General features: G+C 69.0%; 2 protein-coding genes and 1 pseudogene. 1 reads left to right on the top strand and 2 read right to left on the bottom strand.

Translation table 11 applies throughout. The features are described 5' to 3' along the window. The first annotated feature begins 11 nt into the window (after positions 1 to 11). A complete protein-coding gene (locus tag ABD332_RS58140; RefSeq protein WP_344515459.1) occupies positions 12 to 11,114 on the top strand; it encodes a UvrD-helicase domain-containing protein in 11,103 nt (3,700 codons plus the stop codon). Between the two features lie 499 nt (positions 11,115 to 11,613). On the opposite strand, the gene ABD332_RS58145 is transcribed toward ABD332_RS58140, so the two are convergent. Together ABD332_RS58145 and ABD332_RS58150 are read right to left on the bottom strand one after the other, a co-directional pair. Beyond that, the gene (locus ABD332_RS58145; protein WP_344515461.1) at positions 11,614 to 12,843 is read right to left on the bottom strand and encodes an IS110 family RNA-guided transposase; all 1,230 of its coding nucleotides are present in this window, start codon (positions 12,841 to 12,843) and stop codon (positions 11,614 to 11,616) included. Between the two features lie 1,086 nt (positions 12,844 to 13,929). Continuing rightward, a pseudogene (locus tag ABD332_RS58150) lies at positions 13,930 to 14,034 on the bottom strand (IS982 family transposase); the annotation flags it as partial.

Here is a 14,034-nt window from a genome sequence, read left to right on the forward strand (position 1 = left end):
CAGCGGATGCCGTGGCCGGCGGCCCGACGCACGAAAGGCTGTTCGAGGAGCTGCTGCAACCGCTGTTGGCGCACGCTGTCACTGCGGGTGCTGAGCTGGGCACTGTCTCGGCCGCCGAGGTTGCCTATGGCACCTACGGCATCGTGGCCGGGCAGCTTCCCGACGGCCGCGACACGCAGCTGACCGGCTACGTCATCGCTACCCACGAAGCTGTTGCCAATTACCAGGGCTGGACCCGGGACGCCTGCCTCCTGGTGACGGTCGCCACCAGCCCCGAAGCGCTGGACGGGATTGCCATTGCCGTGCCGACCGGCGCGGACATCACGGTCGTCTCACCACCGCTCGGCGCGCCGGCTGGGGCCGCTGCACCGTGGCGCCAGATGTCTGTCACCGACCAGATCATCACCGCCCTCGCCGAGACCGGCAGGAGCCTCCATGAAGGGCCGGACGCGCGAGGGCAGGCCCGCTGGACCATCCCCGGCGTCGACCGTGACTTCCGCGACCTCGACTCGATCGCCACCTATCTCTTCGGCAACGACACATGGCGTGGCCGGGGCGCCCCGCTGCTCCGGCAGCCCCTGGTGGACCAGGCGGTCAATGAGGGCCGCTGGAGCGGTGCCACCGCGACAGGGCCGACGCCGTTGCGTGCCGTACGCCCCGGCTCCTACGGCGCGATCACCGGCGTCGTTGACGGCACCGAACAGACTGTGACAGGCAGGTACGACCGGTGGTGGACCCCCAGCCACGGCACCCAGCGCAGCGCCGTCGCACACGTTGCCGTCAAGGTCGCCGACCCGGACGGCCGCCCCCACGTCAACCGCGTCGTCACGGTGGCGGTACCCGCTACCGGCGCCCAGTTCACCGTCGCCGACCCACCACCAAGCCCCGAACCGGCGCCGGTGACGCCCAACGCGACGATCCGACGAGCGGCCGTGGAAGACACGCTGCCGCTCGAATTCCCACTGTCCCAGCCGTTGCCGATGCCGGGTGCGCCTGCTCTCGCAGATGCGGACACCGCCCGACTTGAGGCGCCCGGCGCGCAGACGCGACAGCAGCAGCGAACCCTTACGCCCGACGGAGACGACCGTAAGCCGGTCAGGCCAGCAGGCGACGCAGCACCGGCACAGCACGATGCCGCGCGAGAGGCTGTCGACGGTGAGCGAGCCGACCTAGCGCCGGAGGAACCGGCACACTCGTCCACCCCGTCCGCGTCCACCCCGTCCGCGTCCACCCCGTCCGCGTCCAGTCCGTCCGCAGCGCAGGCCGGCGAGCCGGTCCGCCCGCCGACCGGCGAGGCCGACCGCATCCGGGCCAACCTGGCGGCGGTGCGGGCCGCCCTGCGCGCCGACACTCAGCCAGCCACCACCGAAGAGCCTGATCTCTACGCCCGGTGGTCCGGCTGGGGCGCCACACCCGCTCTGTTCGACGAACGAGCTCGGTTCGCAGCCCGGTTCGCCGGCGAACGCGCCGAACTGCAGCAGCTGCTCGGCGAGGACGGCTACCGCGCCGCCCGGGCCACCACCCTCAACGCGCATTACACCGATCCACAGTTCGTCACCGCGATCTGGGCCGCGGTCACCAAGCTCGGCTTTGCCGGCGGCAGGGTGTTGGAGCCCGGCTGCGGCAGCGGAAACTTCTTCGTTGGTGCACCCGCCGGCAGCACCTTGGTCGGCGTCGAGATCGATCCGACCACCGCGCGGATCGCGCAGGCCCGGTTTCCGCACGCCGAGATCCGCGCCGAGTCCTTCGCCGATACCCCGCTGCCCGACACCGGGTTCGACCTGGTGATCGGCAACGTGCCGTTCGGCAGCCACAAGCTGCACGACCCTCCCCACAACCCGGGCCGCCAGCACTCGATCCACAACCACTTCATCCTCAAGGCGCTGCACGCGATCCGCCCCGACGGGCTCGTTGCGGTGATCACCTCCCGGTACACGATGGACGGCCGCGACGACGCCCACCACGCCGCCCGCACCCAGATGGCCGCCCTCGCCGACCTCGTCGGTGCAGTCCGCCTGCCCAGCGAGGCGCACGCCGCCGCTGCTGGCACCGACGTCGTCACCGACCTGCTCATCCTGCGGCGCCGCGCCGACGGTCAGCCCCCGGCCGGCACCGCGTGGATGCAGACGCAGTCGGTGCAGCTGCCCGCCGCCGAAGCCACGGGGCCCACTGATGCGTTCGACGTGAACGAATACTTCCTGAACCACCCGGCGATGGTGCTCGGCCAGCAGCTGACGCACAGCGGCCGGCACCGGCCCGTCCTCGTCGTGCAGGCGGACATGGACACCATCGGTGCCGCGTTGACCGGCGCGCTGGACCGCATCGTCGCTGCCGCGACCGAGCTGCCGGAGCCGCCCGCGCCGCCGCGAGCACCGACCCCGGACCAGGAAGGTCTGTTCATCGACGCCGGCGACGGCCGGTTCTTCCAGGTCCGTGACGGCCGCCGCTCACGGCACGAGCCGGCCAGCACCCAGGTCGCGGAACTGCGGGCGCTGATCGGCCTGCGGGAGACGATCCTCGCGCTGCTCGACGAGGAAGCAACCCACCGCACCGACACTCCGCAGACCCGGCAGTTGCGCGCCGACCTGAACCGCCGCTACGACGCCTACGTCGCTGCGCACGGTGCGATCAACCGGTTCCAGCGTGCCACCGGTACCCGCGTGGACAAGAAGACCGGCGACGTCGTGGAGAGCGAACGCCGAACGTACCCGCGGATGGGCGGCTTCCGTGACGACCCGTTCTTTCCGTACGTCGCGGCGCTGGAACGCTTCGACGACGACAGCGGTACCGCCGACAAGGCCGAGGTGTTCACGCAGCGGGTCATCACCGTCCCGAGCCCGGTCGACCGCGTCGACACCCCGGACGACGCGCTTGTCGTCTGCTGGGATCGGCACAATGAGGTCCGGTTGGACGTCATCGCTGCACTGCTCGGGTTGGACACCGAGGCGCAGGCCCGCGAGGCGCTGGCGGGTCTGGTGTTCGAGGAGCCCGGAACCGGGCGACTGATCCGCAAGGCCGAGTATCTGTCCGGCAACGTGCGCCGCAAACTCGACGCTGCTCAGCACGCTACCACCACCGACCCGCAGTTCCAGGCCAATGTCACCGCGTTGCAGGAGGTGGTACCGCGGGACCTGACGCCCGGCGAGATCAGCGCCCGGCTCGGCGCGCCGTGGATTTCCGCCGGGTACGTGCAGCAGTTCCTCCAGGAGATCCTCGAAGACCCCGGCCTGCGGGTCGCGAACATCGGCGCGAGCTGGTCCGTGACCGGCGGCGCCAAGAGCGGCGTGCTGGCCACCACCGTCTGGGGCACCAAGAACCGGCCCGCTACAGACCTGGCCGCGAGTCTCCTCAACAGCCAGACCATTGAGATCACCAAGACCATCGGCACCGGCAAGGAAGCCCGAACGGTTCGTGACAGCGAAGCGACCGCGTTCGCGCAGGCCAAGTCGCAGCAGCTCGACGACCGGTTCCGCACCTGGCTGTGGGAGGACCCCGACCGGGCCGCCGCACTGGGCCGCACCTACAACGACCGGTTCAACGCCCGCGTCGTGCGCAGCTACGACGGCGAGCACATCACCGCACCGGGCATGTCCGCAGCGTTCACCCTGCGGCCGCACCAGATGGCGGCCGTCGCTCGCATCCGCAACACCAGGGGCACCGGCCTGTTCCACGGTACCGGTGCCGGCAAAACCCTGGAGATGATCGTCGGTGGGATGGAACTGGTCCGGCTCGGGCTGGTGTCCAAGCCCGCCTACGTCGTGCCGAAGGGTGTGCTGGGCCAGTTCCGCCGCGAGTTCCTCCAGGCATACCCGCGTGCCAAGGTCCTGGCCGCGGACTCCGAAGACCTCGAAGGCGACAAGCGGCGTCAGTTCGTCGCCCGCTGCTCCACCGGTACCTGGGACGCGATCATCATCAGCCACAACGCGTTCAAGAAGATCCCGGTCAGCCGCGAGGTGAAGGTCGCTTACCTCAACAAGCAACTCGACCGGCTCAAGAAGCATCTGGAGAACACCGAAGGCGCCGACCGGTACACCGTCAAGGACGTCGAGAAACAGGTCGCGACCCTGCAGGAGCAGATCAAGGAGCAGCTGGCCACGCCGTCCGATCCGGGGGTCGAGTTCGAGCGGACCGGCATTGGCTACCTGTTCATCGACGAGGCGCACGTCTACAAGAACCTGCGCGTCATCTCCGCGATTCCGGACTTGGCGCACCCCGGCAACCAGATCACCGCCGACCTGGAGATGAAGCTGGAGTACCTGCGTCGCACCAGCACGCGGGTCGTCACGCTGGCCACCGCCACCCCGATCGACAACTCGCCGTCAGAAATCCTGACGATGACCAAGTACGCCGCGCCGGAGCTCCTCGCCGAGATGGGCATCGAGGGGGACGACCAATACCACGCGGCGTTCATCCAGCCCCGCCGGCGCATCGAGATGCGTGCGGACGGCTCCGGGTTCACCTCGAAGACCCGGCACAGCCGCTTCGTCAACCTGCCCGAGCAGAAGCAGCTGATGTACTCCTGGGCCGACGTCAAGCTCAAGGAGCACCTCGAGCTGGGTGAACCCGCGATCATCGGCGGTCAACCCGAGATTCTGTCGGTTCCCGCGTCGCCGGAACTGCGTCAGCGCCTGGTCAGTCTCGCGTCCCGCGCCAGGGCGGTCACCTCAGGCAGCCCCGAATCGCGGCTAACGACCAAAGGTGTGCTCCGCGACGACAACATCCTGTGGATCTCCACCGATGGCCGGACCGCATCGCTGGACCTGCGCCTGATGGGCGCAACCACCACCGAGCCACAGAAGCTCGACGTCGCCGCCGACTGGCTCGCCGCGTCGTGGAACGCACACAAGGACGACCTCTACTACCGGCCGGACGGCACTGCGGATCCGGAGCGCGGCAGTCTCCATCTGGTCTTCTGCGACCTTGGTGTGCCACGCGACGACCGGTGGAACATCTACGACGGACTGCGCGACGCGCTCGTGGCCCGGGGGATGCCCGCCGAGAAGATCCGCTTCGCGCAGGACGCGACCAACCGCCGCCAGAAGGACCAGCTCGACCAGGACGCTCGCGACGGCAAGATCGCCGTGCTGATCGGCAGCCGCGCCGGGCTCGGCACCGGCCGCAACATCCAACGTCGGGTCATCAGCGTCATGCAGCTGGACCCCACCTGGAAACTCAGCCCGGTGGTGCAGAGCCTGGGTCGCGGACAACGCCAAGGCAACGCTAACCCGGCCATCCACCACGTGTTCGTGGTCACCGAGAACTCCTACGACCCGTTCCTGTGGCAGAAGGTCGACGACAAAGCCCGCTTCACCAAGCAGATGCTCGACCCGAACGACACCACCCGCATCATCGACGCCCAAGAGGACGACGCCGACGGCCAGATCGACCCGGCCGTCATGTTCGCCGTCGCCGCCGGCCGACCGGAGCTGCTCGAACTGCACCGCATCGAGGAGACCGTCGGCGCACTCCGGCTCGAACAGCGCATCTGGGGTGACGAACAGGTCACCCTCAAGGTCACCGTCGAGCAGAACCGACGCACCATCACCAGCCTGCACCGCACCATCGGCGAACTGGACGACGTCCTCGCCCGGCGCTTCGACACCCGCGGCGACGCCTTCCGGATGACCCTCGACGACGTCACCTTCGACACCCGCACCGACGCCGGCGCCGCGCTGGTCAGCCGGCTGCACCCGGCAGTGCACACCGCCTACGGCCGCACCCAGCTGCACCTCGGTCAACTGGGGGGCATCGACCTGCACGCCAGCATCGAACCCGACCTGCTCGGCCACCGGGCCATGCTCCGGCTGGACGGCATCTCCGACAGCACCGTAGAGCTGACCCAACGCGACCTCGACACCCTCGCCGCCGGCGACGGCCAGGACCGCGTGGGGCTGATCCGCAAACTCGAGAACCGGCTCCTCGGAGCCGACGACCTTCGCGCCCGCCAGCTGGACGCCGTCGAGCGGCTCCAGGCGAACATCGACCGGGCCACCGAACGTATCGGCCTGCACTTTCCCCGCCAGGCTGAACTTGCCGAGCACGGGGCCAAGCTGACCGCACTGCACAAACAACTGCGCATCATCGACGTCGCTGTCTCCGATGCCACCGGCGCGGCGGACACCGTGCCATCCGACCCCGCTGGCCTAGACGGCGCGGCAACTCGGTCCGCGGCCAAGGATGAGCTCCCGCCTCGGCGGCCGGACGCCAACGATGTCGCCGCGGCCGATGAGCCCGCCCGGATCGTCGTGGCCACAGCGCCACGGCCAGATGACAGTGACGCCGCGTCAGCAGGAAGCCGCGACCCGGTCGCTGTTGCACCGGATACCCGCAACCGCGGAGCCCAGACTCAGTCCCGCCACGACACGCCATCGAGTCAGCAGCCGCAAGCCGCTGCTGGTCTTCCAGAGGTGCACCGGCGTCGGCGCGGCCACCCGTTCTATCCGCCTGCCGACATCACCGCCACCGTGCCGGGACTGTACGCCACCGATGCGCAACCAGCCGAGGACAAGCTCCTGCATCTGCACTACTTCGGTGGCTCCTTCGACGCGTGGCTCGCCGAGTACGACCCAGCGACCGGTACCGGCTATGGGTTCGTCAATCTCGGTGATCCCAGCGACGCCGAATGGGGCTACGTCGACCTGCCGGAGCTGGAGGCCATCAACCGCGGGTTGCTCATCATCGAACGGGACCTGTACTGGACGCCGGTGCGGGCCGGCGACGCGAATCTTCCCGGCCCACGTGCACCGCGTCCGACTGCCTCATCCACCGCAGAGCCGACGCCCGCCATGACCCCCACCGCACCCGATGCCGAGCAGCGCCCCACCGCAATAGCCAGCCCCGCCGTTGCCCAAGCGACAACCACGCCCAGCGGCCCGATGACAGCCCCACCGCCGTTGCCTCCGGAGATGACATCGAGCCAACGGGCGGCGATCGGCGAACTCGGCAACGATCGGGGCGAGCCGTGGACGATCCGGCGGGAGTGGCGGATACGCACCTTCGCTGAGGTGTCCGCCGACGACCTGGCCGGGCTGCCACCCGATGACCGTCAGGCACTGACCGCCGCCGTCCGGGAAAGCCTCACCTCACCCGCGTGGCGCGAACGCGCCACCGCCCGGCGACTGCTCGACCGCTGGTCGGGCCACCCCACCACCCACACCGAAGCCCAAGCCGCGGCCATCGACGTGCTGTGCCTGCCGGCCAGCAGCTACGACGTGCCCGACGCCGGCCGACTGAGCCACTACGGCCGACTGACCATCGAGGAATACCTCACCCTCGACCCCGCATACCAGGACGACATCAAGGCCGACCTGAAGGCCATCGCCGCCAGCGGCGCCACGAAGACCGTCCCGCGCAACCGCACCAGCACTGGCACGACCATCCGCGGCGTCCCAGCCGACCACGTGGTCGCAGCCGACAACCTGCTGCGTCGGATGGGTTCTGGCCTTGAGATCGCGCCCTACCGCAGCAACGAAGGCGACATCGGGCGCACCGTGGTTGGCCTGCGACTCAACCCCGGCGACCAGGTACAGCTGCGCAGCGGCAGCGGCGCCGTCATCGTCGACCGAGTCGGGATCAACTTGACGGTCTACCTCGTCGGGGGCAGCACACTCCCGGACAGCACTCGCCGCTACCGCCTGGTAGCCGTTGGCCCCGCCCCGGTCATCGGCGATGCCCTCGCCGACCGCGGAGCTCTACCTACGGTTACACAGGACCCGTCGCCGGTCGACGCACCGCGAGCACCCGAAAGTTCGCGGGACGTGGCACCGTCGGACCCAACTACCACGGCGCCAGCCATGCACGACGGGCAGCGCAACGGGGGACGGACGGCAGCTGCAGCCGACCAGCCAACGCCAGCCACACTGCAACCGGTACGAATGTCGCCCGCGCCACGGCCGGCCTGGCTGACCGGGGTGGCGATCGGCGAGGAAACGCCGACCGCGGACGGGCAGCACCACGTGCAGCGACGGACCAACCGCCACGGCACAGCGGTGTACGTTGACGCGCGCCACCCGCAGGTTGAGATGCTGCCACGCGGTCGGATCACCGTGGCGCCGGATCACGTGCACGACGACGGTCCGGTGACCACCTGGCAGCTCGTCGACCACGACGGCACCGAGATCGGCGAGCACACCGGCCCCTACTCGGAGGCAGAGGCGCGATTGCTGGCCGCCACCGCCGAGCTCGACGAACCCCTCGACGACCAGGACCTAGCCGAACTTGCCGAGCACGCCGACGCCCAGCAGCCGGACCAGGACAGTCAGCCCGGCGAGGCCCATGACGCCGACAGCACCGCAGCGGCAGCGCCGGCAGCCACAGTCGAGGCCGCGGCTGACCCTCCGACGGAACCGGTGGCGCCGGCCGGTGTCACCTCGGCACCGCCGCTTCCCGCGCCCAACATCGGCACGACCGCCGCGGGGAACGACAGCCTGCCCGACGCGCCAACGTCCTGGAGTAGCCGGATCCAGGTGATCGACGGCCCGGCCCTGATCGTTCGCGGCACCGACGGCTCCCGCCGTGAGGACGGTCTCCGCGGACTGCTTAAACAGCACCGCTTCCGCTGGCAAGGAACCAACCGGGAATGGCGCTACACCGGCCGCCCAACCGACAGGCCCGCCGCGCTCGGCGACATCCAGCGCTGGCTGGCCACACAGGACCGCGCCGACGCCAGCCGCGCCCACCAGCCCGCTGCCGCAATGGCGCCGACCGGCCAGCAGCAACACATCATCGATGCCTACCAAGCCGGCCGGACGATCGCGGTGCAGGCCCTCGCCGGCACCGGGAAGACCTCCACACTGCTCATGCTGGCCAACGCCCGGCCGCAGGCACGCATCGCCTACATCGCGTTCAACGCCGCCATCGCCGCCGAGGCCGCCCGCAAGTTCCCCCGACACGTGCGGGCAGGCACCGCGCACTCCTTCGCGCGGGAAGCCCTCGGCAACAGCCCACTGCGGGACAAGGTCGGTCGCGTGCGCACGGGCGCTCGATGGCCCGACGAATGGGCCGCCCACCTCAACATCGAGGGACACGTCGGTCCCGACGTCGTGGAGCCCGAGCGGGTGGCCCGCATGGTGATGGCCACCATCCGGGTGTTCCGCGAAAGCGCCGCCGACACGATCGGAGCCCAACACCTGCCGACCGGTATGGCGGAGGAGACACCCGAGCTTGCCCGGGTCGTGCTCGATCACGCTCGCACCGCGTGGGCCGACATCATCCACCCGGACGGCAAGCTGTTCTTCGATCACGACGACTACCTCAAGGTGTGGGCGCTGACCCACCCCGCCATGCCCTACGACACGATCTTTTTCGACGAGGCGCAGGACATCAACGACGTGCTGCGCCAGGTCATCCAGGAACAGCCGGAGCAGACCATCGTCGTGGGCGACTCCAACCAGTCCATCTACGGTTTCCGAGGCGCGATCGACGCGCTCAAACGGTGGCCCGCTGACGTCACGCTGCCGTTGACGCAAAGCTGGCGGTTCGGTCCCGCCATTGCCGACGTCGGCAACCAATTTCTGTCGCTGCTCGACTCCCGCTGGCGACTGACCGGCAACCCCGCCCTGGACAGCAGCATCGGCGTCGTCGAGGATCCGGACGCAGTCCTGGCCCGGACCAACGCCGGTGCCGTCGCGGCGGTTGTCGACGCCGTCGACGCCGGACGTCGGGTCGCTCTGCTCGGCGGTGGCAAGATGATCGAGGACATCGCGAAGGCCGCCCAAGACCTGCAAGCGGGACGAGCCACGAAACATCCCGACCTGAACCGGTTCGCCACCTGGGAGGAGGTACGCGCCTACGTCGAGGACGGTGAGGCGGACGCCCAGTCGCTGCGAGCGTTCGTCAACCTCGTCGACCGCCGAGGCGCCGACGCGCTCCTGCAGATGGTCCGCGAACTGGTCAACGACAGCGAGACCACACCAAACGGCGAACCGGCGTACGACGTCATCGTCTCCACCGTCCACAAGTCGAAGGGACGCGAGTGGGGCCGCGTGCGCATCGCCAGCGACTTTCCTCAGCCGCAAACCAACCAGCAGACCGGACAGACCGTGCTGCCCAACGACGAGCAGCTGCGGTTGGCGTACGTGGCGGTCACCCGGGCCAAGCAGCGTCTGGAACTGGGCTCCCTTGCCTGGATCGACGACGTAGCTGGACAGCAGCCGGGCGCTGCGGCGACAGTGCCCGCCGCAACCCGGGTGACGCAGCCGCAGTCGGCGACCGTCGCGACGGCGCCAGACCCAGCGGGTGCCACCCACACACGGGAAGTGTCCGCTGATCCGCGTGCGGCGCTGGTGAGCGACGTACAACGGCCCGCGGCTACGTCAAGCAGCGATGCCACCATGACTCTGGACACGGTCGATCCATCAGATCCGGCCCTCGCCGATGTTGATGCTGAACCGGATCGGAGTGACCCGCCGGACGAGTCGCATCGCTCCACGCCTTCCAAGGGGCGAGACGACACAGAGGTCGACGATCCGATGCAGCGGTTCACCTTGATCGAACAGGCAAGCATCCGTACGGCGGTCGCCGACCACGCCGGGTTCTACTTTCGTGGATCGCTCAACCCCGGACGCGAGGCAGCTGCGCGGTACGTCAGCGAGGGGCATCTGCGTGACCTGGCGGACCGCTACGGGCTCGCGGCCGTCTGGGACGCCGTCACGGCCGTCATCGACGCCGATCCGAGTGTCTTGGAGCGCACCGACGCTCAGCGAGATGAGCTACGCGCATGCAGGCAGGACCGGGCCGAGCAGATCGCCGCCGACGCGCTCGCGGCGTTCAAGGCCGGCGACTACAACCTGGCCCAGGCACTGGTGACCCGGGGCGAGCTGTTGGACCCGCAGTACCGACCTGGGCGTACGGAGCACAGGCCCTACGGTGTCGGTTGGCACCAAATGACCGAAGCCATCGCCCAGCGCCGCAACGACCCAGCACCGGCCGTGCCGTCGCAACCAGATGACCAAAACGGTTCAGACCAGCCGCCGCAGCACCGCACCGCAGCTCAACTCGCGCGGCTCGACACCGCAGTCGCGCTGGGTACGGCAACCAGCAGGCCCAGCGATCCCCATGTCACACACGCCCGCACGGGTACAGCGAACGGCAACCGCACCGCAGTAGGACTATGACGACGGATCCGACAGAGAGGTTCGAACCCGTCGACCGTGGACACGGAGCAGAGCATGGCCCGATGCGCCGACGTGGTGTTCAGTGGCGGCACCATCGGAAGGCGGGTCCAGCCGGTGACCCGGCGCGAGTAGCGCGGTCCGCCGTGAACCCTTGGGCGCGTTCTGGATCCGGTCCGGGCCGCAGCATCCGCCCCAGGGCGCTACGAGATGGCGATCCTGTGCCGTTCCAGCCAACAGCCGGCTGATCGCGTCCGCGGCCGAGTCGAGCACACCGAGCGCCACCGTCAGGTGTGCCACCACGCCGCCGACCGACTTGCTGAGCAGTCGTCAGTACGGATCACGTGGAGGTGACGGAGGTCAGTGCCCCCACCAGGACGCCCATAAACCGGCCCCACCTTCGTCGAGCGATCTCCACCCGTCATTACTCTCGGTGGCTGCGTTCGCTCTCGGCTTCATACGTGCGAGCGTTGTCCGCGGCAGACATCCCACGTTTTGTTTGTCAAGGGGTGGGCTGAGGTTTGGCCCAGGCGGTGGCTTCGTCGTAGGTGGTGCCGGTTTTGAGGCAGCCGTGGAGGATGCCGATGAGGCGGTTGCTGAGTTGGCGGAGGGCGGCTTGGTGGCTGGTGCCACGCTGGCGGAGGGCTTGGTAGTAGGCGCGGGCTCCGGGTGAGCCGCGCATGGCGCAGAAGGCCCATTGGTGCACGGCGTCGCCGAGGCGGCGGTTGCGGGCGTAGCGGGCCAGCACAACCCGGCGGCTGCCGGAGGCGCGGGTGATCGGTGAGGTGCCGGCGTAGTTGCGGGGGGCTTTGCTGTCGGTGTAGCGGTGGGGGTCGTCGCCGAACTCGCCGAGGACCCGGGCGCCGAGGACTGGTCCGAGTCCGGGCAGGCTCAGATAGCGTTCAGCGTCCCGGTGCCGGCCAAAATGTTCGGCCACCACCTGCCCGAACTCGGCGATCTCAACATTGAGCGTGTTGATGAGCTGGACCTGGCTGGACACGATCGCCGCGTAGGCGTGCTGAACCGGCCCGGGTTGGCGGAGCTGGTCCCGGCGCAGCGTCTGCTGGATCACGTCGGCCTTGGCGTCGAGGTTGCGGCGGCCGGCGCGGCGCAGCGCGGCCACAATGGTCAGCCGCGGGAGCCGGGCGGCCTGGTCCGGGTCGGGTGCCCGGTCCAACAGCTCCAGAGCGTCGCTGGCGGTGAGGTCATCGAAAGCGTGCAGGGCGGCGGGGAAGAACTCCCGCAGCGCGGCGCGCAGCCGCAGCACCTGGCGGGTGCGGTCCCAGATCAGGTTCCGGTGGGCGCGGGCGACGAGCTTGACTGCTTCAGCGGCCGGGCTGTCCCCGGCGACCGCCCGGTGATGGGCATGGTCCAAGCGGACGATCTCGGCCAGGACATGGGCGTCGCCAGCGTCGGACTTGGCGCCGGAGGTGGAGTGCCGTTCCCGGTACCGGGCCACTGACATCGGATTGATCGCGTAGACGCGGTACCCGGCGCCGCGCAGCGCCTGCACCCAGGCGCCGCGGTCGATCCCGATCCGGACCCGGCCGGCGGCCTGCACCGGGTCGAGCTGCACCCACGACGCCGGCATCGACTCAGCGATCAGCGCGTGCAGCCGGGTGATGCCCTCCAGACCCTCGGGCAGCCGGGCCCGGACCAACCGCCGGCCGCCGTCACCCTGGATCTCGATGTCGTGGTGGTCCTCGGCCCAGTCGTCACCGATCCACATCAGCTCGTCCACGTCATCCTCCTCCACTGTGGACGGTACGGTGGAAGCGCGGAGGAGACGTCAGCGATCTCATAGTCCAGTGCTCACCAACCGCGGGGCCGGGGCACGTCATCCCATCAGCTGTTACATCTCCTCACGACCAGCGGGCGTACGGTCTGCCGCAAGACCTCACCAGGGTCAGATCCGAAGAGTGCTGACCCGCCGGCCGCTCCAGAGTCATCCTGCATCCGCAGGTTGACAAGAACCTATGAGATCCGGACGCCATGATCGTCGTCAGGGACGATCGCGTGACGAGCTGGAGTTGGCCTCATGCCAATGTCCTCCAACGCTGATCTACGCCAAGGCAAGCGATCAGCCGGGTCGCGGACACGTTCAGGAAGAGCTGGAAGTGATACGGCGGATCGTGTACGTCGACACCGCCGATGAGTATGGACTTGTCGCCGTACGCACGCAGCGACTGCACGGCGTCGGCGAAACCGACCTCCGAGGTACCGCGTCGCCAGACCAGGCGCAGTCGCCGTGCGTAGATGGCGGCAAGCTCTGAGGCCGGCGTGCCGCCTTCTCAGACCTGGATGATGGCGCCCGCCGCCACTGCGCGCCGGCACGCCGCGAACGCCTCACCGTCCCGGTCCAGCAGGCGAGCGAGATGATCGCGGTCCATCGACCCAGTCTACCGAGTTCCTGACCCATTCCGGTCTCCACAATGACCAACCCGACCTGCAGCCAGACTCCATGAGGGCATCAAGCACCGAGTCGTGCTCTATCAGCGGCTACTTATTAAATTGGATCTACGACCTCAGCCCGGCCAGGCTGGGTCGAGGTGGCCGGCGGGTTGCTCTCTCTAGCGGCTGTCCACGGCACTTTGGGTGTGACTCTCACATGGCGTGCGCCCGCAGGTCACCGCTATGGGAGTGGATCAAGAGGGGTATGCCCAGCTCAAAGTAGCGTTGCCCTCCCCACACCGTCCACTGTGTACGAGTGAGGAGACGCACCAGATGAGTCGTGTAGTCATCGGCATGGATCCGCACAAGCGATCAGCCACGATCGAGGTTATCGACGAACGGGAGCTAGACGGTCTATTCCAAGGGTTCAGTGGTCGTAAGCGATCAGGGATCGCATGACGGGTTGGCCGGTGTGCCAGTTGTGCCAGATCGCGGCGGTCATGGCCAGGAGGCGTTGCAGGATGCGGACGGC

Origin of the sequence: Dactylosporangium maewongense (assembly GCF_039531485.1) — a bacterium.
Lineage (GTDB): Bacteria > Actinomycetota > Actinomycetes > Mycobacteriales > Micromonosporaceae > Dactylosporangium > Dactylosporangium maewongense.